Here is a 20892-nt window from a genome sequence, read left to right on the forward strand (position 1 = left end):
TTCGGGCGGCACAAGGCGTTCGCGGATTAACGCGCGTTTTGCTTGATGAAGTCGTTGACGCTGGTGTCTTGCGCCATATCGGCAATAACGTCGCCCAACACGGTGTTGACCGCGTTAGTGATTTTCTCGTTGGTTGCCGTGAAGGCACCCTGAACGTTATAGGTTGAACGGTAGTTTTTCACCTGCTTGTTGCCGTTTTTGGCCTGGGCGGTAATAGAAATATCGGCCTTGGTGGTGATGTTGTAGCGCAGGTTGCCTTCGGAGACGTCTGCATACAGGTTATTGACGACGATTTGCAGATCAACTGCGCCGTCAGCGCCAATCATGTAGCCGCGTGCGCCCATTTGTTTCTCGAGCACTTCCTGCAGCAAGAAGCGCAGATCGCGTGATGGGGTCAACGTCACCAACTGGCCGTCGCGGTTCACTTTCGCCAGCGCCTGGTCCTGACGCTGATCCGCGCCGTTAATGCTGATGGTCACGCCCTGCAGGGTCGGATCCTGCTGCGGCAGGACGATCTTCGGCGTCACGTTCAGGGTGTTGCTGCTGGTGGCACAGCCGGCCAGCATCAGTGCGGCCAACAGTGGAAGGCAAAGTTTTTTTAACATAGTTACTGTCTCATTCTCGATGGATTTTAAGCCGCCGCAAACTGCCGATATTAACGAAGCGGGTTTGAGCAAGCTTTCTGTAATAATCAGAGCGGGATAGCCAACAACAAATTGTCGACATCATAGCATCGCCGCCGGCCGGAGGAAGCGCAGAACGCAATGGAGTGACAAATTTTTACCTGCCGTTGATAAAAACATGCTTTTTTGGCCGTCTCAATCGGATAAACCTCAAGCGACGGCGGATGTTGACCGTTTTTTGTCCGCAAAAAAGAGAAATTTACCTGAGGAATGGTCTAAAAGGGACGAAAGCGGCTAAGATTGAAATAGATGGGGGCGGTCCTCTGCCGGTGTAGTAAGGAGATCCTATGATTCGCGAGCAAATAGAAGCAAAGTTAAGGGCGGCGTTTGAGCCCGCGTATCTGGAAGTCGTTGATGAAAGTTATCGTCATAACGTTCCGGCGGGTTCAGAAAGCCATTTCAAGGTGGTATTGGTTAGCGATCGCTTCGTTGGCGAACGCTTCCTGACGCGGCATCGTTCGATTTACGGCGTGCTGTCAGAGGAGTTGGCGGATGGCGTACATGCGCTGGCGTTGCACACCTACACCCTGAAAGAGTGGGAAGGGTTGCAGGATACCGTGCCGGCGTCTCCGCCTTGTCGTGGGGCCGGAACCTTGGCCTGACGGCTAAATTTGCGGTATCAGTGGAACTTTGACCACGATTTGGGGTATTACTACAGACGAATTTTGGAACGGCCTGCGGGCCGTTTCTGTTTTTGACGACGACATAGCCGATGCGTAATGCAGCGAAGGCCGGGTCGGCTTCGGCGGCCTTTTGGCGATCAAATCGGCAAAAGTGTGAGTTTTAGCGCGCCGCCGCCGCCTTGCTTTCCTCGACTCGCTCCGCTTGCGCCGCTATAATGTCGCGTCTTATTTTTCCGGAATGGTTTCGGGACGCTTCTGTCATCAGGAAACTCGGTTCTGTAATGTAGCCGTCCTGGTTCTTGGAACGGAGTTGACCGAGCACTGTGATTTTTTTGAGGTAACAAGATGCAAGTTTCAGTAGAAACCACTCAAGGCCTTGGGCGCCGTCTCTCTATTACTGTACCCGCTGATACTATCAAGCAGGCTATTAAAAAAGAGCTGATCAACGCGGCAAAAAGCGTTCGTATCGATGGCTTCCGTAAAGGCCATGTACCGATGAACATCGTTGAGCAACGTTATGGCGCTTCCGTTCGTCAAGACGTGCTGGGCGAAGCGATGCAACGCAGCTTTGTTGATGCGATCATCAAAGAAAAGATCAATCCGGCCGGCGCACCAAACTACGTGCCGGGCGAGTACAAAGAAGGTGAAGATTTCACTTTCGCGGTTGAATTCGAAGTGTATCCGGAAGTTGAGCTGAAAGGCCTGGACAGCATCGAAGTTGAGAAGCCGGTTGTTGAAGTTAACGACGCCGACGTTGACACCATGCTGGACACCCTGCGCAAGCAGCAGGCGACCTGGAAAGACAGCGATCGCGCAGCGCAAGCTGAAGACCGCGTAACCGTAGATTTCTCCGGTTCTATCGATGGCGAAGAGTTTGAAGGCGGCAAAGCCTCTGACTTCGTACTGGCTATGGGCCAGGGCCGCATGATCCCAGGCTTCGAAGAAGGTCTGGTCGGTCATAAAGCCGGTGAAGAATTCACTATCGACGTTAACTTCCCGGAAGATTACCACGCTGAAAACCTGAAGGGCAAAGCGGCTAAGTTCGCTATCGTTCTGAAGAAAGTGGAAGAGCGTGAGCTGCCAGAGCTGACTGAAGAATTCATCAAACGTTTCGGCGTGGCTGATGGTTCTATCGAAGGCCTGCGTGCTGAAGTGCGTAAAAACATGGAGCGCGAGCTGAAAGGCGCAGTGCGTAACCGCATCAAGACTCAGGCAATCGACGGTCTGGTCAGCGCTAACGAAATCGACGTTCCTGCTGCGCTGATCGACGGCGAAGTTGACGTTCTGCGCCGTCAGGCTGCACAGCGTTTCGGCGGCAACGAGAAGCAAGCGCTGGAACTGCCACGCGAACTGTTCGAAGAGCAGGCTAAGCGTCGCGTAGTTGTTGGCCTGCTGCTGGGCGAAGTGATCAGCACCAACGATCTGAAAGCTGACGAAGATCGCGTTAAGACGCTGATCGAAGAAATGGCTTCCGCTTACGAAGATCCAAGTGAAGTTGTTGAGTTCTACAGCAAAAACAAAGAGCTGATGAACAACATGCGCAACGTTGCTCTGGAAGAACAAGCGGTTGAAGCCCTGCTGGCAAAAGCGAAAGTGACTGAAAAAGCCACTACCTTCAGCGAGCTGATGAACCAGACTCAACAGGCGTAATGTCTGTACGCCAGGGCGCAATCTAACGCGCCTTCGGGGCTGGCTTGCCGGTCCCGGCGTTAAAAAAGCCCGTAACCTTCGGTTGCGGGCTTTTCTTTTTGCCACGTAGCTGATTAATCTCAGGTTAAGCGTGACAATATGCACTATATTTACCCTGTTGCTCTTGGGACAGTCTGGCATGATGGTCATCGTCGACAATGCTGGCCGCGTTAAAATACGCAGTTGGGCTTGAAATTCTGTCAGCGGCCCCAATCTGTAAAATGTATATATACCCTATAGCTTTCAAGTCGCAGTCAGGCGCCCAGCTCGCTCATCCTCAGGCGCTTACTCGAGTAAGTCACTGGGGTGAGCGGCAAATCTGTCGGGAACAGATTTGAACGCGGCTTGCAGCGGCCCTTAAGGGGCAAGACCCACTGAGGGGTCTTGTAAGCAGGTAACAACGCTGCGACTTGAAAGATGATGGGTATGGGCTGTTTGCCAGAGTGCGCGGTATGAGAAAAACCGTCGGGTACGTGTGGCGCGGGTCGAATGCTTGAGCATAGTCATCATGACCGTTCTCAAGTAGAATCGGTGTAATAGGGTGTAACCCTGGCCGCCAAGGCAATTTCTATTAGGAGACGGTAATGTCATACAGTGGCGAACGAGATCAATTTGCACCTAACATGGCCCTGGTGCCGATGGTGGTAGAGCAGACTTCACGCGGGGAGCGTTCTTACGACATCTATTCCCGCCTGCTGAAAGAGCGCATTATTTTCCTGACCGGCCAGGTCGAAGATCACATGGCCAACCTGATTGTGGCGCAGATGCTGTTCCTCGAAGCGGAAAGCCCGGAAAAAGACATTTACCTGTATATTAACTCCCCGGGTGGCGTGATCACCGCTGGCATGTCAATCTATGACACCATGAAGTTCATCAAGCCGGACGTCAGCACCATTTGTATGGGCCAGGCGTGCTCGATGGGCTCTTTCCTGCTGACCGCAGGTGCCAAGGGCAAACGCTTCTGCTTGCCGAACTCACGCGTGATGATCCACCAGCCGCTGGGCGGTTATCAGGGCCAGGCGACGGATATTGAAATCCATGCGCGTGAAATCTTGAAGGTGAAGGCACGCATGAACGAGCTGATGGCAGAACATACCGGCCAGTCACTGGAGCAGATCGAACGCGATACCGAGCGCGATCGCTTTATGACCGCGGAAGAAGCGGTAGAATACGGTCTGGTTGACGGCATTCTGACGCACCGCAAGTAAGTACCACGCGGCTGGCGAGGTATATGTGCGAGCCGATAGGCTATAGTAATCAGAGCGGGCGCAGCTCGCTCTGGTGAGCATAATCGGCGTTCCCGGTATGCGTTTTGGGCGCACTGCCGCCGTGATATTCCTGCGGGACAAAGACTAAAGAAGAGGTTTACTGATGACAGATAAGCGCAAAGACGGTTCAGGAAAGCTGCTGTACTGCTCTTTCTGCGGCAAAAGCCAGCATGAAGTGCGTAAGCTGATTGCCGGTCCGTCAGTGTATATCTGCGATGAATGTGTTGACCTGTGTAACGACATTATTCGCGAAGAGATTAAAGAAGTTGCCCCGCATCGTGAGCGCAGTGCGCTGCCGACGCCGCACGAAATTCGCCACCACCTGGATGACTATGTCATTGGCCAGGAGCAGGCGAAAAAAGTGCTGGCGGTAGCGGTGTATAACCACTACAAACGCCTGCGTAACGGCGATACCAGCAACGGTATCGAGTTGGGCAAAAGCAACATTCTGCTGATTGGCCCGACCGGTAGCGGTAAAACCCTGCTGGCAGAAACGCTGGCGCGCTTCCTGGACGTGCCTTTCACCATGGCCGACGCCACCACGCTGACCGAAGCTGGTTATGTGGGTGAGGACGTGGAGAACATCATCCAGAAGCTGCTGCAGAAGTGCGACTACGACGTGCAGAAAGCACAACGCGGCATCGTCTACATCGATGAAATCGACAAGATTTCCCGTAAGTCAGACAATCCGTCCATCACCCGTGACGTGTCGGGTGAAGGCGTGCAGCAGGCCCTGTTGAAGCTGATCGAAGGCACCATTGCCGCAGTTCCGCCGCAGGGTGGCCGTAAGCATCCTCAGCAGGAATTCCTGCAGGTTGATACCTCGAAAATCCTGTTTATCTGCGGCGGCGCATTTGCCGGCCTGGATAAGGTGATTGGTCAGCGCGTCAATACCGGTTCCGGTATCGGCTTCGGCGCGACCGTGAAGGGTGAAGCTGAGAAAGCGACCGAAGGCGAACTGCTGCTGCAGGCTGAGCCGGAAGATCTGATCAAGTTTGGCCTGATCCCTGAGTTCATCGGTCGTCTGCCAGTCGTGGCAACCCTGAGCGAACTGAGCGAAGAAGCGCTGATCCAGATCCTGAAAGAGCCGAAAAATGCCTTAACCAAACAGTATCAGGCATTGTTCAATCTGGAAGGCGTGGAGCTGGAGTTCCGTGAAGAAGCGCTGAACGCCATCGCCAAGAAGGCCATGACGCGTAAAACCGGTGCACGTGGTCTGCGCTCCATTGTAGAAGGCGCGTTGCTGGACACCATGTATGACCTGCCATCCATGGACAGCGTCGATAAAGTGGTGATCGATGAATCGGTTATCGCCGGCCAGTCCAAGCCTTTGCTGATTTACGGCAAACCGGAAGCACAGGCTTCAGGCGAATAATTCGCCAGTCAAACCAGAAAGTTAATGTCAAAATGGGGGATTTTATCCCCCATTTCTTTTTCCTGCATTCTTGCCGTTGAATGTAAGAGATTCATCCCCATATACTCATTAACCAGATTTTATGAAACGTTTGATGCTTGCGTCTCATGAGATTCCCCTCAACCTGGCGGAAGTTAAACTTAAGAGAGAGCTCTATGAACCCTGAGCGTTCCGAACGCATTGAAATCCCCGTCTTGCCGTTGCGCGACGTGGTGGTTTATCCGCACATGGTGATCCCGTTATTTGTTGGCCGGGAAAAATCGATTCGGTGCCTCGAAGCAGCAATGGATCATGATAAAAAGATCATGCTGGTGGCACAGAAAGAGGCCTCAACGGATGAACCTGGCATTAATGACTTGTTCTCTGTCGGCACCGTAGCGTCGATTTTACAGATGCTAAAACTGCCAGACGGCACGGTAAAAGTGCTGGTAGAAGGCCTGCAGCGGGCACGTATTACTACGCTTTCCGATAGCGGGGAGCACTTTGCCGCCCAGGCAGAATATCTTGAGTCACCGGCGATTGACGAACGTGAACAAGAAGTCCTGGTGCGCACCGCAATCAATCAGTTTGAAGGCTACATCAAACTGAACAAAAAAATTCCACCGGAGGTGCTGACGTCATTGAACAGCATCGACGATGCTGCACGCCTGGCGGATACCATCGCCGCGCACATGCCGCTGAAACTCAGCGACAAGCAGTCGGTACTGGAGATGTTCGATATCACCGAACGTCTGGAATACCTGATGGCGATGATGGAATCGGAAATTGACCTGCTTCAGGTTGAAAAACGTATCCGTAACCGCGTCAAAAAGCAGATGGAAAAAAGTCAGCGCGAGTACTATCTGAATGAGCAGATGAAGGCGATTCAGAAAGAACTGGGCGAGATGGACGACGCGCCGGACGAGCATGAAGCGCTGAAGCGCAAGATTGAAGCGGCGAAAATGCCGAAAGACGCGCGTGAAAAAACCGAAGCGGAACTGCAAAAGCTGAAAATGATGTCACCCATGTCTGCGGAAGCGACCGTGGTTCGTGGTTACATCGACTGGATGCTGCAGGTGCCGTGGAATGCGCGCAGCAAGGTTAAAAAAGACCTGGTTAAAGCGCAAGAAGTGCTCGATATCGATCACTATGGCCTGGAGCGAGTCAAGGACCGTATTCTTGAGTATCTCGCAGTACAGAGCCGCGTAAGCAAAATCAAAGGGCCTATCCTGTGTCTGGTGGGGCCTCCTGGCGTAGGTAAAACCTCGTTGGGACAGTCGATCGCCAAAGCGACCGGTCGCCAGTACGTGCGTATGGCGCTGGGCGGCGTGCGTGACGAAGCGGAAATTCGCGGTCACCGTCGTACCTACATCGGCTCGATGCCGGGTAAACTGATCCAGAAAATGGCCAAGGTCGGGGTGAAAAACCCGCTGTTCCTGCTGGATGAGATCGACAAGATGTCTTCCGACATGCGTGGCGATCCGGCTTCTGCCCTGCTTGAGGTGCTGGATCCGGAACAGAACGTGGCGTTTAACGATCACTACCTGGAAGTGGATTACGATCTGTCCGACGTGATGTTCGTTGCTACCTCGAACTCGATGAACATTCCTGCGCCGTTGCTGGACCGTATGGAAGTGATTCGCCTGTCCGGCTACACCGAGGACGAGAAGCTCAATATCGCCAAGCAGCACCTGCTGCCGAAGCAGCTTGAGCGTAACGCCCTGAAAAAAGGTGAGCTGACGGTCGACGACAGCGCCATCATTGGCATTATTCGTTATTACACCCGCGAAGCCGGGGTGCGTAGCCTGGAGCGTGAAATCTCCAAGCTGTGCCGTAAAGCGGTGAAAACGCTGCTGATGGACAAGAAGATCAAGCATATCGAGATCAACGGCGACAACCTGAAAGATTATTTGGGTGTGCAACGCGTTGACTATGGCCGTGCCGATACCGAAAACCGTGTGGGCCAGGTCACCGGCCTGGCGTGGACGGAAGTGGGCGGCGATCTGCTGACTATCGAAACCGCGTGCGTGCCGGGCAAAGGCAAGCTGACCTACACCGGTTCTCTCGGTGAAGTGATGCAGGAATCGATTCAGGCTGCGCTGACCGTGGTCCGTGCGCGTGCAGACAAACTGGGTATCAACGCTGATTTCTACGAGAAGCGCGATATTCACGTGCACGTACCGGAAGGTGCGACGCCGAAAGACGGCCCGAGTGCCGGTATCGCTATGTGTACCGCGCTGGTGTCTTGCCTGACCGGCAACCCGGTTCGTGCCGATGTGGCAATGACCGGTGAGATCACCTTGCGTGGTCAGGTACTGCCGATTGGTGGCTTGAAAGAGAAACTGTTGGCTGCGCATCGCGGCGGCATTAAAACCGTGCTGATCCCGTATGAGAACAAGCGCGATTTGGAAGAAATTCCGGACAATGTTATCGCCGATCTGGAGATTCATCCGGTGCAGCGAATCGATGAGGTTTTGAACCTTGCGTTGCAGAATCCGGCCTTCGGCGCACTGCCGGTAGCGGCAAAATAGTGACGAATCGCAAAAACCATTGATAAAACTTATGCTGGCAAGTCATTTCGGACTTGCCAGTCTTTTTTTGTACCGCTAAGTTAGAAAGCTGTCGGCCCGCGTTTTGTCACGCTTTCGGTGGCTTGCCAAGGTTCGATGGGATTGATATAACAGCTGCGCTGTCGCAACCGTAGGGATTTTCCGGTGCGACGATTGAATTCTAGAGGGGATGATAGAGTGAATAAGTCACAACTGATCGACAAAATTGCCGCAGGTGCTGATATTTCCAAAGCGGCAGCTGGGCGTGCTTTAGATGCAGTGATTGCATCTGTTACCGAATCCTTGAAGGAAGGGGATGACGTGGCGCTGGTTGGTTTCGGTTCTTTCACCGTGCGTGAGCGTTCTGCCCGTACTGGCCGTAACCCACAGACCGGTAAAGAGATCAAAATCGCGGCAGCCAAAGTTCCGGCCTTCCGTGCAGGGAAAGCGCTGAAAGACGCAGTAAACTGATTGTTTGCGTCTAACCGTTTAGCGTTGCAGGGTTTAGCAATAAACAATCACCTGACGCAACGGTGCTGGTAAGGTAAGATATAAGGCGCATCAGATTGATGCGCTTTTTTTATTTTTGTCGCAGGGAACGCGCCTGCACAAGGGTGTTTTTAATCCACATCACAGCGGAGTGTTGTCACACTATGATGGACAATTTACGCGCGGCAGCTAATCACGTCGTGCTCAAAATCATCCTGGGCTTGATCATTTTGTCATTTCTTTTGACAGGGGTGGTCAGCTATCAGGGGAGTGCCGGTGATTATGCAGCGAAGGTCAATGGCCAGGTGATCGAGCGTGCTCAGCTGGAACAGGCTTTCCAAAGCGAACGCAGCCGCATGCAGCAACAGTTGGGTGACCAGTTCTCCGTACTGGCGGGCAACGAAGGCTATATGCAGCAGATGCGCCATCAGGCACTGTCACAGCTGATCGACAACATGCTGCTGGACCAATATGCCAAGAAATTAGGCCTGAGCGTCAGTGACGATCAGGTGAAAGAAGCCATCCGTAAAGCGCCTTACTTCCAGACAAACGGCCAGTTCGATAACGCTAAATATCTCGATCTGATTAGCCGCATGGGTTACACCGCCGATAACTTTGCGCAGTCAATGCGTCAGCAGTTGGTTAATCAGCAGGTGATCCAGGCCTTCGGCGAGTCAGGTTTCATCCTGCCAACCGAAGCGCAAGGGATGACGTCACTGGTGCTGCAGCAGCGCGATGTGCGCCTGGCTACGCTGGATCTGAAAGCGTTGCAGGCCAAGCAGACCGTGACCGACGACGAGCTGAAAGACTACTACAGCCAGAACAAGAACAGCTTTATTGCGCCAGAGCAGGTCAAAGTAAGCTACATTCCGATGGACGCCGCCTCTATGCAGGACAAGGTGACGGTAGCCGATGCGGATATCAGCGCCTATTACGACCAGCACAAAAGCAGCTACGGCCAGCCTGAGCGTAAAAACTACAGCGTGATCCAGCTGAAAACCGAGGCGGAAGCCAATGCGGTGCTGGACGAGCTGAAAAAAGGCGGCGATTTCGCCACCCTGGCGAAAGAAAAATCCACCGACATCATCTCACGCCGTACCGGTGGCGAGCTGGGCTGGCTGGAGCCGGACACCACGGCAGACGAGCTGAAACAGGCAAACCTGACCGAAAAAGGCCAGCTTTCCGGTGCAGTGAAGTCCTCTGTCGGCTATTTAGTCGTACGTCTGAACGACATCGAGCCGGAAAAAGTTAAGCCGCTTAGCGAAGTGCGTGATGCCATCGCCAAGCAGGTTAAGCAGGAGAAGGCAGTAGACGCCTATTACGCGCTGCAGCAAAAGGTGAGTGAAGCGGCGACCAGCGATAACGAATCTCTGGCCTCAGCCGAAGAAGCCGCCGGTGTGAAAGCGACTCAGACCGATTGGTTCACCCGCGACAACATTCCGGCTGCGCTGAACTTCAAACCTGTCGTCCAGTCGATTTTCGACGGTTCACTGATTGGCGAAGGCGGCTCTCCGGGCAGCAACTCCGATGTAATCACCGTTGATGGCGACCGTGCCTTCGTGATCCGCGTCTCAGGCCACAAGCCAGAAGGCATTGAGCCGTTCGATCAGGTAAAAGATCGCGTGGCGGAATTGGTCAAGCGCAACAAAGCCGAACAGGAAGCGAAACTGCAGGGCGAAAAGCTGTTGGTTGAGCTGAAACAGGGCAAGGGCGACGAAGCGATGAAAGCGGCCGGCCTGAGCTTTGGCAGCGTGCAGAAGATGGCACGCGCGCCGGAAGACAGCCAACTGGTGCAGAGCGTGTTCGCGCTGCCGCACCCGCAGGAAGGCAAACCGGTATACGGCATGTCGCAAGACCGTCAGGACAACGTAGTGCTGATTGCACTTGATGCCGTGACGCCAGGCAGCCTGTCTGCAGACGAAATGAAAACCTTCGTCAGCAAAATGGAAGAAGGCGCTACCGGCGTCTCCTTTGACTCGCTGCTGGCCAGCTTGCGTAAAGAAGCCAAAATCACCATGGGTGCCGCTGAGCAGCAACAGCCTCAGTAACGCGCCGCAGTTTTCTGCAACGCAATGCAATTCCAAAAGGCCGCTTTCGCGGCCTTTTCCATATCTGTTATCCGCCAATTGCTGAAGTTCACCCGCTGCGGCAAGGTGAGCTTGCTGTTAAACACAAGGAGGATACAGCATGCAACTTGCAGAAATGAAAGCGGTTAATGGATATGGTTTCAGCCTCAAAGTTTTGCTGGCCGCGGCCCTGATAGGTTTGGCCGGGCCATCGATGGCCGCTGAGGAAAAGATCACGACCGGTCAGCCGGTGTTATCAGCACCGGCGGTGAAAGCAGGGCAAGGCACTGAAGCCGCAGTCGGCATCGACGATGAGGCATCGGTCAGTATCAATCAGGCCGATGCCGAGCAGTTGGCCAGTGTACTGAAGGGGGTGGGTTTGAAGAAAGCGGAAAGCATCGTGCGCTACCGTGAGCAGAATGGTCCTTTTACGCAGATTGAGCAGCTTCAGGAAGTGCCGGGTATTGGGCCCGCCCTGTTTGAACGGAACCGTGCGCGGCTCAAAATGTGATATCTATCACGGCTGCATGGCAAAGTGCCGATGCAGCCCTTTTTCCTCTGCTACATTTTACAGGTCTTACCAGTTTGGCGATTTGACCAAACGGGTGAAGGAGCCATCAGTGGCTCCTTCTTTCTGTAATCACCAGGCAGGAGTGGCCGTTCCCTATGCATCAGACCTTTATCAAAGTCCGTGGTTATCATCTCGATGTTTACCAACATGTTAACAATGCACGCTATCTCGAATTTCTCGAGGAGGCGCGCTGGGATTGGCTGGAGAACCAGGAGGGCTTCCGTTGGATGACGGAAAACAACATCGCCTTTATCGTGGTTAATATCAATATCAATTACCGCACGCCGGCGGTGCTGGGAGACAAGTTGCGTATCGACAGTCAGATGGTGCAGCTTAACGGTAAAAGCGGCGTGCTGAGCCAAAAGGTGACGCAGGATGCCACGGGCGCGCCGGTCGCGGATGCGATGCTGACCTTTGTCTGCGTCGATTTGAAAACTCAGCGGGCGTTGCCGATTGAAGGGCAACTGCGCGAACACCTTCAGGTGCTCACGCTGTCGGAAGAAGGGTAAAGCAACGAGCGGCAATGTTTGCCGCCGTTATTCACTCAGACCAGGCCGGTCTTCTGTTTCAGGCTCGCCATCACTTCCGCTTTGTTGATTTGGTATTGCGTCAGGCCGTTGGCGCGCAGGTGACAGGCGGCACATTCACCGCAGCCGTCGCCTTTAATACCGCTGTAGCAGGTCAGGGTTTCCTGCCGAACCAGATCCAACTGATGGTAGTAATCTGCCAGTGCCCAGGTCTCAGCCTTGTTCAGCCACATCAGTGGCGTTTCAAAACGGATATCGCGGGCGATGCCCAGCACTATTGCCTGGTTCAGCGCTTTGACAAATTCGTCGCGGCAGTCGGGATAACCGGAAAAATCGGTTTCGCAAACGCCGGTGATCACCGCCTCGGCTTCGACCTGGTAGGCATAAATCGCCGCCAGCGTCAGGAACAGAATATTACGGCCCGGCACGAAAGTGCTCGGCAACCCGTTGGCCTCGGTGCTGCCGTAAGCCGGAACCGGGATATTGTCACGGGTCAGGCTGCTGATCGCCAGTTCATTGAGCAGGCCAACGTCCAGCAGTTTATGCGCCTTGGCCCCAAGGGCCACCGACAGCGCTTGAGCCACCTCAATCTCGGCGCGATGGCGCTGACCGTAATCGAAGGTGACGCAGTGAACTTCGTCGTACTGTTGCAATGCCTGAATCAAGCAGGTCGTGGAATCTTGTCCACCGCTGAAAACGACAACCGCGCGTTTCATAAAATTACCTCAATTTAGTGCTGAGACCCTACCCGATGAACACTCGGGCGGTAGGATAAAAATGCGTTGCGGCAGCAATGGTAGCAGAAATAGCGGGTTACCGCTGGGCCGGGCCCATTAAGTCTGGGGAAAGCGGCTCTGTCGAGTCCAGCGGCGGCGGCAGCCAGGCCTGGCAGAAATCGAACCAGCCATGGGCGGTCAGAGTAACCCCATGAATGCGCGGCGGTGCGCTAATTTGATACTGATAGTGAAACAAGGGCGTGATGATCGCCGCCCTCATCAGCTGCTGATAATACTCTTTCAACTGCTCATAACGCGGTTGCTGTGCAGGTAACTGTTGGATCTGCTGCAGCGTCTGCTGCTGATGTCGCCAGCGATCGTCGGGCAGAATGCCGCGCCACAGCGTATCTTGCCGCAGCCAGCTTTCCAGCGTCGCTTCCGGTGACTCACCGATCAGGTTATCGGCCAGCAGCAGGTCGGCCTGTTCGATTTGTTCGGCGCTTTGCCAGCGTTTACCCGCGTAATAACGCAGTTCCAGCTCGCAGCCGTGGCGTGCCAAAAGCTGCTGCAGAGCCACAGTGACCGTTTCCAGTTCTACCGGTGGCCGATACAGCAGCGTCAATTTGGCGGGAAGGGCTATCTCATCATCGACCTGATGCCGAGGGATGGCCCAGCCTGGCAGCATTTCGTGGCTGGGGGTGATGACGCTGTTTGGTACCGGCAGATTGGCCAACAGGCCAGATTGCTGGATCAACATCAGCAGTTTTTGGCCCTGGGCTTCGTTGAGCACGCCGTGTTTCAAATTGACCGCCAGATAGCACCAGCCCAGGCTCATGCTGCGTTGCACCGGCCGTGCCAGCGCCATCTCTTCCTGCTGGCCGATGGTTATGCGCACCGGGTGCTGGCAACTGGTGTAAGCCGCGTCGACCTGTAGCTCCGGGGTGATCCAATACTCGATACTCTCAAGATAAGGATGCTGCAAATGGTAAAACGGATGCTGTTCCAGCCGTACCAAATGCGCCTCGTTTAGCGTCAGTTTGAAAGGGCCAGCGCCAATGCCTGCGGCCTCCGGGTGGGTTAGCAGGCAAGGCAATTCCGCAAGACGATGCGCCAACCAGTAGTCGGGATGCTGTAAATCAAACTGCAGACACAGCGCATGCGGCAGGCTGATGGCCTTAACGTTGGCTAGGCTAGGCCGGCTGCGAGGGTGTCGTTGCAGCTTTTCCAGCGTTTGCAACAGCTGCTGGCCGGTCAGCATTTCACCGTTGTGCCAGCGCAATTGACTGCGCAGGAAGAACTGCCAGCGCAGGCCGTCATGGCTGATTTGCCAGTGATGTGCCAGATCGGATTGCGGTTCAGGATTGCCGGTAATGAAGCGCGTCAGCCCGGCATGCAGGGTGGCAACCAAATGTTGTTCGGCGCGGCCGGTCAGGGTCAGTGGATCCAGAGATTCCAGCGTGCGGTAATAGGGGATACGCAGCGTTGGGCTGCCTGCTTGCCACTGGCCGCCGAGATGCGGGCTGAGCAACTCCTGCAAATGCTGCGGCGCCAACTGCGCCATTTCCAACGCGCCCTGGTGGTCGCCGTCATGCAGTAAGCGCTGCAAGTGTGCGGCGCGCAGCTCATCCGGGGTTTTCAAACACTGCAGGCGAGCCCGCTTGCCGCGACCGGGCTGTGACTGCCAGCTTAGCCAGCCCTGATCCTGTAGCTGTTGTACCAGCGTGCGAGCATGGCGTTCGCTGCAATAGAACAGGGCTGCGAGTTCGCCGATGGTGATGGCCACCGGCGCAGCACCGAGCTGTTGATACAGGCGTTGATACTGGCTGAGACGATGGGTCAGGCGCATGATGGAAATCCGGAACAGTTTTCCAGAATTGTTCACTATTACTTCCGCAAATACCATCTCATACTGCAGGGACTGTAATCGCGTTCACATTCATGAGGTCTTTATGTATCGCCTGGCGGCTTTTGATATGGATGGCACATTGTTGACACCGGATCACCGGGTCGGGCCGGAAACTCTGGCGGTGCTAAAGCAACTGGTTGAACGGGAGATGGTTGTCACCTTCGCTACCGGGCGTCACTACCTGGACGCGCAGCCGATCATGGCGCAACTGGGTCTGCAAGGCTATCTGATTACCGGCAACGGTACGCGGGTTTACGATCATCTGGGGCAACAACTTCACGCCACCGATTTGCCTGCTGAGATAGCCGAAGAGGTGCTGCACACCCATTGGCATACGGTTGCCAGCATGCACGTCTTCCGTGACGAAGGCTGGATGACCGAGTTTGCGGTACCGGAAGAAATGTTGCGGGCTCATCATCTGAGCGGCTTCCGTTATCAGCTTACCGAAGTGCGTCGTTTACCGGCATTCGGCAACAGCAAGGTGTGCTTCGTTGGACCACATGTGGAACTGCTTAAGCTGCAGATTCAGCTACGAGAACAGTTTGGAACACGCGTTGATCTCTGTTTCTCTGCCTATGAATGCCTGGAGGTCTTGCCGTTGGGGTGTAACAAAGGCACCGCGCTGGATACGTTGAGCCGCCATCTGGGGCTGAAGATGGCGGACTGCATGGCGTTTGGCGATGCCATGAACGACAGGGAAATGCTGGCGACGGTAGGGCACGGCGTGGTGATGGGCAATGCCCTGCCGCAGCTGAAGTCTTCACTGCCACAACTACAGGTTATCGGCCATTGCGAACAGCAGGCGGTGGCTCACTATTTGCAACATTGGCTGCGTTCACCTTACCTCACCTATTCCCCCGAATTATGAGGCTTTATTGGCAGCCGGCCGGGTATGACTTACCCGGCTTTTTTTCGCCTGCCCGGTGCGATTACAAGTCTGCCAGCTGCGCCAGATACGGGGTCAGATCGCCGATATTGTTTCTCACCCATTCAGGGTTGTAGTAGGTATCCAGATAGCGCTCACCGCTGTCGCATAGCAGGGTGACGATAGAACCCTGTTCGCCATTTTCCCGCATCTGTTTCGCCAATTGCAGCGCGCCCCACACATTAGTGCCGGTGGAGGCGCCCACTTTACGGCCCAGTACCGTTTCCAGCCAATGAATGGTAGCAACGCTGGCCGCGTCCGGAACGCGCAGCATGCTGTCGACCACCGACGGGATAAACGAGGGTTCGGCGCGCGGGCGGCCAATACCTTCGATCCTGCTGCCGCAACTGCCGATCAAGGTGCGATCGCGCTGGTGGAAACAATCATAGAATACCGAGTTTTCCGGATCGACGACCGTCAAGCGGGTGTCGTGCCCCTGATAGCGAATATAGCGTCCCAGCGTTGCAGATGTACCGCCGGTGCCCGCGCTCATCACGATATGTTTAGGGACAGGGAAGGGTTCACGCGCCATCTGGCGGAAGATGCTGTCGGCGATATTGTTATTGCCGCGCCAGTCGGTGGCGCGTTCGGCGTAGGTGAACTGATCCATATAGTGGCCGTTCAGTTCTTGCGCCAACTGCTCGGAGACCGCGTAAATCTGTGCCGCGTGATCGACGAAATGGCAGCGGCCGCCGTAAAACGCAATTTGCTCAACCTTGCGGCGTGCCGTGCAGGAAGGCATCACGGCAATAAACGGCAGGCCAATCAGCCGGGCGAAGTAAGCTTCGGACACGGCGGTGCTACCTGAAGAGGCTTCGATAATCGTGGTGTTTTCGGTGATCCAGCCGTTGCACAGGCCGTACAGGAACAGCGAGCGCGCCAGCCGATGCTTCAGGCTGCCGGTCGGGTGAGTGCTTTCATCTTTCAGGTACAGGCAGATACCGGGAAATTCGGGCAGGTTCAGGCGGATCAGGTGCGTGTCGGCGGAGCGTTGGAAATCCGCTTCTATTTCACCGATAGCATATTTTACCCAAGAGTTTGTCATCGTCTGGCCTCAGAATAGGGGGCTTATTTGCTGCATAATATAGCCTGCCGCCGGGAAAAAAGGATTGCCATTTTTCCTGTTTAATCGCTTAATGAGAGAAAATTTTTCTCCTGGTTGACGATATGTTAGATAAAACAGACCGTAAGTTACTGTGCATGCTGCAACAGGACTGCACCCAGCCGCTGCAGGCGCTGGCCGATGCGGTCAATCTGACGTCGACGCCTTGCTGGAAAAGGCTGAAACGGCTGGAAGAGGAAGGCTATATCCGTGGGCGGGTCGCGCTGCTGGATAATGAAAAACTCGGGTTGAGCCTGACGGCATTTGTGCTGATCAAAACCCAGCAGCACAGCAGCGAGTGGTATCAGACGTTCGTGCAACTGACCCAGCAGATGCCGGAGGTGCTGGCATTTTACCGCATGGCGGGGGAGTACGATTACCTGATGCAGGTCGAAGTGGCAGATATGAAGAGCTACGACAGCTTTTACAAGCGTTTGGTGAACGGGGTACCTGGGCTGATCGACGTCACCTCCAGCTTCGCGATGGAAAAAATCAAATACACCACCGCCCTGCCGGTTCCTGAGTGAAAAGTTCACCAAATTGGCAAAGTAACGGTGGTATCCTACTCTGCTGAGGCAGATCGAGAGAAAAAACTATTACATCTACATCCTGGAATAAAACTGCGTGAGACTATTTACCCAAATCGGCTGGTACTTCCGCCGCGAGTGGCGCCGCTACCTGGGGGCAGTGGTGTTGTTGATCATCATTGCCATTCTGCAGCTGTTGCCACCCAAGCTGGTGGGGATCATTGTCGACGGTATTACCGAAAAACAGATGTCCAGCGGCGTGCTGATGGCATGGCTGGGGCTGATGCTCGGCACCGCCGTGGTGGTCTACCTGCTGCGCTACGTATGGCGAGTGTTGCTGTTTGGCGCGTCTTATCAGCTTGCCGTCGAACTGCGTGAAAATTTCTACCGCCAGCTTAGCCGCCAGAACCCGGCTTTCTATCTGCGCCACCGTACCGGCGATCTGATGGCACGTGCCACCAATGATGTCGATCGGGTCGTTTTCGCTGCCGGTGAAGGGGTGTTGACGCTGGTCGATTCGCTGGTAATGGGCTTGGCGGTGCTGGTGGTGATGAGCACCCAAATTAGCTGGCAGTTGACGCTGCTGTCGTTGATCCCTATGCCCATCATGGCGATCGTTATCAAGTATTACGGCGATCAGTTGCATCAGCGCTTTAAATCGGCGCAGGCGGCGTTCTCCAGCCTGAACGATCAGGCGCAGGAAAGCATGACCAGCATCCGCATGATTAAGGCGTTTGGTCTGGAGGATCACCAATCCAATCAATTTGCCGAAGTGGCCGCCCAAACCGGCGCCAAAAATATGCACGTAGCGCGGGTAGATGCGCGTTTTGACCCGACGATTTACATCGCTATCGGTACCGCCAATCTGTTGGCTATTGGCGGTGGCAGCTGGATGGTGGTCAATGGCTCCCTGACGCTTGGGCAACTGACCAGCTTCGTGATGTACCTCGGCCTGATGATTTGGCCGATGCTGGCGCTGGCCTGGATGTTCAACATTGTTGAACGCGGCAGTGCGGCATACGGCCGCATTCGCAGCCTGCTGGAGGAAGCGCCGGCAGTGACCGACGGTGAGCATCCATTGCCGGCGGGGCGTGGCAGCCTGGCCGTCGATATCCGATCCTTCCACTATCCTGGCAACCAGCACCCGGCGTTGCACGATGTCACGTTGAAGCTGGAGCCGGGTCAGATGCTTGGCCTGTGTGGCCCGACCGGTGCCGGTAAGTCAACGTTACTGTCGTTGATCCAGCGCCAGTTTGATGTGGATGATGGCCAGATTAGCTATCAGGGATTGCCGCTGACCCAGGTGAAGCTCGACGACTGGCGCTCGCGACTGTCTGTGGTGAGTCAGACGCCATTCTTGTTCTCGGACAGCGTGGCCAACAATATTGCGCTGGGGAATCCGGGTGCGACGCAGGAACAGATTGAGCGTGCGGCCCAGTTGGCCAGCGTGCATGAAGACATTATGCGCCTGCCGCAAGGCTATGAAACTGAAGTGGGCGAGCGTGGCGTGATGCTGTCCGGTGGCCAGAAACAGCGTATTTCTATTGCCCGTGCACTGTTACTGGATGCAGAAATCTTGATCCTCGACGATGCGTTGTCGGCGGTAGATGGTCGAACCGAACACCAAATCCTGCACAATTTGCGCAGTTGGGGACAAAACCGGACGGTGATTATCAGCGCGCACCGGCTTTCGGCACTGACCGAAGCCAGCGAAATTCTGGTGATACAACACGGCGGCGTGGCTCAGCGTGGCGAACATGCGTCCCTGGCGGCCCAACCGGGCTGGTACCGCGATATGTACCGCTATCAGCAACTGGAAGCGGCGCTGGATGAGGCACCGGAAAGCGGCGAGGAGATACTGGCCAATGAATAAGATGCAAAAGCTGTGGCCGACGCTGAAACGGTTGCTGGCTTATGGATCGCCATACCGCAAACCTCTGGGGCTGGCGGTGTTGATGTTGTGGGTTGCGGCGGCAGCGGAAGTCGCCGGGCCGATCCTGATCAGTTATTTTATCGATAACTATGTGGCTAAGGGCCAGTTGCCGCTGATGATCGTCTGCGGGCTGGCGGCGGCCTATATTCTGCTGGAGCTGTTGGCGGCGGCGCTGCACTATTTTCAAGCGTTGTTGTTCAATCAGGCCGCGGTCGGGGTGGTTCAACGCCTGCGTACCGACGTGATGGACGCCGCGTTGCGTCAGCCGCTCAGCGCTTTTGATACGCAGCCGGTGGGGCAGTTGATCTCGCGAGTGACCAATGACACCGAGGTGATTAAAGACCTGTACGTCATGGTAGTGTCCACCGTATTGAAAAGCGCTGCGCTGATTGGCGCCATGCTGGTGGCGATGTTCAGCCTGGACTGGCGTATGGCGCTGGTGGCGATCTGCATCTTCCCGGCGGTGTTTGTGGTGATGGGCATTTACCAATACTACAGCATCCCGATTGTGCGCCGGGTGCGCAGCTATCTGGCAGACATCAACGACGGCTTTAACGAAGTGATCAACGGCATGGGCGTGATCCAGCAGTTTCGCCAGCAGATCCGCTTTGGTGAACGCATGAGCGCCGCCAGCCGTTCGCACTACACCGCGCGTATGCAGACTCTGCGGCTGGATGGTTTCCTGTTGCGTCCGCTGCTCAGCCTGTTTTCGGCGCTGGTGCTGTGTGGCCTGCTGATGTTGTTTGGCTTCAGCGGTGAGGGAAGCATTGGCGTGGGCGTGCTCTATGCCTTTATCAACTACCTCGGGCGTCTGAATGAGCCGTTGATTGAGCTGACGTCGCAGCAGTCGATTCTGCAGCAGGCGGTGGTGGCCGGCGAGCGTATTTTCGAACTGATGGATCGCCGTCAACAGAGCTATGGGACGGACGATCGCCCGCTCGAGAGTGGCCGCATTGATATTGAAGACCTGAGCTTTGCCTACCGCGATGACAAAAAGGTGCTGCAGCATATTTCGCTGTCGGTGCCGTCGCGGGGTTTTGTGGCGTTGGTGGGGCATACCGGCAGCGGCAAGAGCACGCTGGCCAACCTGCTGATGGGGTATTACCCGGTCAATCAGGGCGAAGTCCGTCTCGATGGTCGTCCGCTGGCCAGCCTGTCGCACCGTACGTTGCGGCAGGGGGTGGCAATGGTGCAGCAGGATCCGGTGGTGATCGCCGAATCGGTGCTGGCCAACGTTACGCTGGGCCGTAACATCAGTGAAGAGATAGTGTGGCAGGCGCTGGAAACGGTGCAATTGGCTGAGCTGGTACGCAGCTTCCCACAGGGGATTCACACCCGGCTGGGCGAGCAGGGTAACAACCTGTCGGTGGGCCAGAAACAGCTATTGGCGATGGCCAGGGTATTGGTGCAGGCGCCGCAGATCCTGATCCTCGACGAAGCGACCGCCAATATCGATTCAGGCACTGAGCAAGCGATTCAGCGTGCACTGCGTTTGATTCGTGAACATACCACGCTGGTGGTGATCGCTCACCGATTGTCGACCATTGTCGATGCCGATTCCATTCTGGTTCTGCACCGGGGTCAGGCGGTCGAGCAGGGCAATCATCAGCAACTGTTGGCTCAGCAGGGGCGTTACTACCAGATGTACCAGCTGCAACTGGTGGGTGAAGAATTGGCCGCTGCCAATCGCGAAGAAACACAACCCGCATGATCTGGGGGCCGTTTTAACGGCCCCTTTCTTTTGTCGCCACGCACCACAAACAGGCACAAGTCCGTTTAAAATCCCTCTCGCTGCACTTTTTCGACGCGCTACGCACCAAATTAGTGCGCAATATTTAATCAGCCCATCAGTTGGTCGCGCGTTGTTAGCCGATCGTTGCATGCCAGATCCCCATCCTGCCGGTTAATTTGCTGAATCCGCGTAC

Annotated in this window: 17 protein-coding genes; 13 read left to right on the forward strand and 4 right to left on the reverse strand. The window is 55.2% G+C overall.

What is annotated here, in order from left to right; translation table 11 throughout:
- Window positions 1-26 precede the first annotated feature (26 nt).
- Entirely contained in the window at window positions 27-605 is a 579-nt protein-coding gene (locus tag M495_RS04655; RefSeq protein WP_006319785.1) for a lipoprotein, read from the reverse strand.
- A 365-nt stretch (window positions 606-970) separates the two neighbouring features.
- On the opposite strand from M495_RS04655, the gene bolA reads away from it, so the two are divergent.
- The 9 genes from bolA (at window position 971) to M495_RS04700 (ending at window position 11840) form a co-directional block, all read left to right on the forward strand.
- Window positions 971-1285, forward strand: a complete 315-nt coding sequence (bolA, locus tag M495_RS04660; protein WP_004940361.1) for a transcriptional regulator BolA — start codon at window positions 971-973, stop codon at window positions 1283-1285.
- Between the two features lie 366 nt (window positions 1286-1651).
- Window positions 1652-2956 (forward strand): trigger factor, encoded by a 1305-nt coding sequence (gene tig, locus M495_RS04665; protein ID WP_020825490.1) that lies wholly within the window; start codon window positions 1652-1654, stop codon window positions 2954-2956.
- A 623-nt stretch (window positions 2957-3579) separates the two neighbouring features.
- The gene (gene clpP, locus M495_RS04670; RefSeq protein WP_020825491.1) at window positions 3580-4203 is read left to right on the forward strand and encodes an ATP-dependent Clp endopeptidase proteolytic subunit ClpP; all 624 of its coding nucleotides are present in this window, start codon (window positions 3580-3582) and stop codon (window positions 4201-4203) included.
- A gap of 163 nt (window positions 4204-4366) precedes the next feature.
- A complete protein-coding gene (clpX, locus tag M495_RS04675; RefSeq protein ID WP_020825492.1) occupies window positions 4367-5638 on the forward strand; it encodes an ATP-dependent protease ATP-binding subunit ClpX in 1272 nt (423 codons plus the stop codon).
- A gap of 194 nt (window positions 5639-5832) precedes the next feature.
- Window positions 5833-8187 (forward strand): endopeptidase La, encoded by a 2355-nt coding sequence (gene lon, locus M495_RS04680; protein ID WP_020825493.1) that lies wholly within the window; start codon window positions 5833-5835, stop codon window positions 8185-8187.
- Window positions 8188-8403: 216 nt separating this feature from the next.
- The gene (hupB, locus tag M495_RS04685) at window positions 8404-8676 is read left to right on the forward strand and encodes a nucleoid-associated protein HU-beta (RefSeq protein ID WP_006319790.1); all 273 of its coding nucleotides are present in this window, start codon (window positions 8404-8406) and stop codon (window positions 8674-8676) included.
- A gap of 182 nt (window positions 8677-8858) precedes the next feature.
- Window positions 8859-10742 (forward strand): peptidylprolyl isomerase, encoded by a 1884-nt coding sequence (gene ppiD / locus M495_RS04690; protein ID WP_020825494.1) that lies wholly within the window; start codon window positions 8859-8861, stop codon window positions 10740-10742.
- A gap of 139 nt (window positions 10743-10881) precedes the next feature.
- A complete protein-coding gene (locus tag M495_RS04695) occupies window positions 10882-11271 on the forward strand; it encodes a ComEA family DNA-binding protein (protein ID WP_020825495.1) in 390 nt (129 codons plus the stop codon).
- 155 nt (window positions 11272-11426) lie between these two features.
- Window positions 11427-11840: an acyl-CoA thioesterase gene (locus M495_RS04700; RefSeq protein ID WP_020825496.1), complete on the forward strand. Its 414-nt coding sequence runs from the start codon at window positions 11427-11429 to the stop codon at window positions 11838-11840.
- A gap of 35 nt (window positions 11841-11875) precedes the next feature.
- On the opposite strand, the gene queC is transcribed toward M495_RS04700, so the two are convergent.
- Window positions 11876-12574: a 7-cyano-7-deazaguanine synthase QueC gene (gene queC / locus M495_RS04705; protein WP_020825497.1), complete on the reverse strand. Its 699-nt coding sequence runs from the start codon at window positions 12572-12574 to the stop codon at window positions 11876-11878.
- A 97-nt stretch (window positions 12575-12671) separates the two neighbouring features.
- Entirely contained in the window at window positions 12672-14420 is a 1749-nt protein-coding gene (locus M495_RS04710) for an SgrR family transcriptional regulator (RefSeq protein ID WP_041415228.1), read from the reverse strand.
- A 103-nt stretch (window positions 14421-14523) separates the two neighbouring features.
- On the opposite strand from M495_RS04710, the gene cof reads away from it, so the two are divergent.
- Window positions 14524-15348: an HMP-PP phosphatase gene (gene cof / locus M495_RS04715; RefSeq protein ID WP_020825499.1), complete on the forward strand. Its 825-nt coding sequence runs from the start codon at window positions 14524-14526 to the stop codon at window positions 15346-15348.
- 61 nt (window positions 15349-15409) lie between these two features.
- Here the strand turns inward: cof and M495_RS04720 are convergent, their stop codons facing one another.
- Window positions 15410-16450 carry a PLP-dependent cysteine synthase family protein gene (locus tag M495_RS04720; protein WP_020825500.1) on the reverse strand — a complete coding sequence of 347 codons (1041 nt, stop codon included), beginning with the start codon at window positions 16448-16450 and terminating at the stop codon, window positions 15410-15412.
- 122 nt (window positions 16451-16572) lie between these two features.
- Between M495_RS04720 and M495_RS04725 the strand changes: the two genes are divergently transcribed.
- The 3 genes from M495_RS04725 (at window position 16573) to M495_RS04735 (ending at window position 20678) form a co-directional block, all read left to right on the forward strand.
- Window positions 16573-17034, forward strand: a complete 462-nt coding sequence (locus M495_RS04725) for an Lrp/AsnC family transcriptional regulator (protein WP_020825501.1) — start codon at window positions 16573-16575, stop codon at window positions 17032-17034.
- Between the two features lie 97 nt (window positions 17035-17131).
- On the forward strand, window positions 17132-18907 hold the full coding sequence (locus M495_RS04730) for a SmdA family multidrug ABC transporter permease/ATP-binding protein (RefSeq protein WP_020825502.1): 1776 nt from the start codon (window positions 17132-17134) through the stop codon (window positions 18905-18907).
- Window positions 18900-20678 (forward strand): SmdB family multidrug efflux ABC transporter permease/ATP-binding protein, encoded by a 1779-nt coding sequence (locus M495_RS04735; protein WP_020825503.1) that lies wholly within the window; start codon window positions 18900-18902, stop codon window positions 20676-20678. Before M495_RS04730 ends, M495_RS04735 begins: the two co-directional genes overlap by 8 nt.
- Window positions 20679-20892 lie beyond the last annotated feature (214 nt).

Origin of the sequence: Serratia liquefaciens ATCC 27592 (assembly GCF_000422085.1) — a bacterium.
Taxonomy (GTDB): domain Bacteria; phylum Pseudomonadota; class Gammaproteobacteria; order Enterobacterales; family Enterobacteriaceae; genus Serratia; species Serratia liquefaciens.

Excerpts from the sequence above, each read along its gene's own strand:
- M495_RS04655 (WP_006319785.1), bottom strand. The coding sequence starts at position 605 with ATGTTAAAAAAACTTTGCCTTCCACTGTTGGCCGCACTGATGCTGGCC.
- bolA (WP_004940361.1), top strand. The coding sequence starts at position 971 with ATGATTCGCGAGCAAATAGAAGCAAAGTTAAGGGCGGCGTTTGAGCCC.
- tig (WP_020825490.1), top strand. The coding sequence starts at position 1,652 with ATGCAAGTTTCAGTAGAAACCACTCAAGGCCTTGGGCGCCGTCTCTCT.
- clpP (WP_020825491.1), top strand. The coding sequence starts at position 3,580 with ATGTCATACAGTGGCGAACGAGATCAATTTGCACCTAACATGGCCCTG.
- clpX (WP_020825492.1), top strand. The coding sequence starts at position 4,367 with ATGACAGATAAGCGCAAAGACGGTTCAGGAAAGCTGCTGTACTGCTCT.
- lon (WP_020825493.1), top strand. The coding sequence starts at position 5,833 with ATGAACCCTGAGCGTTCCGAACGCATTGAAATCCCCGTCTTGCCGTTG.
- ppiD (WP_020825494.1), top strand. The coding sequence starts at position 8,859 with ATGATGGACAATTTACGCGCGGCAGCTAATCACGTCGTGCTCAAAATC.
- M495_RS04695 (WP_020825495.1), top strand. The coding sequence starts at position 10,882 with ATGCAACTTGCAGAAATGAAAGCGGTTAATGGATATGGTTTCAGCCTC.
- M495_RS04700 (WP_020825496.1), top strand. The coding sequence starts at position 11,427 with ATGCATCAGACCTTTATCAAAGTCCGTGGTTATCATCTCGATGTTTAC.
- queC (WP_020825497.1), bottom strand. The coding sequence starts at position 12,574 with ATGAAACGCGCGGTTGTCGTTTTCAGCGGTGGACAAGATTCCACGACC.
- M495_RS04710 (WP_041415228.1), bottom strand. The coding sequence starts at position 14,420 with ATGCGCCTGACCCATCGTCTCAGCCAGTATCAACGCCTGTATCAACAG.
- cof (WP_020825499.1), top strand. The coding sequence starts at position 14,524 with ATGTATCGCCTGGCGGCTTTTGATATGGATGGCACATTGTTGACACCG.
- M495_RS04720 (WP_020825500.1), bottom strand. The coding sequence starts at position 16,450 with ATGACAAACTCTTGGGTAAAATATGCTATCGGTGAAATAGAAGCGGAT.
- M495_RS04725 (WP_020825501.1), top strand. The coding sequence starts at position 16,573 with ATGTTAGATAAAACAGACCGTAAGTTACTGTGCATGCTGCAACAGGAC.
- M495_RS04735 (WP_020825503.1), top strand. The coding sequence starts at position 18,900 with ATGAATAAGATGCAAAAGCTGTGGCCGACGCTGAAACGGTTGCTGGCT.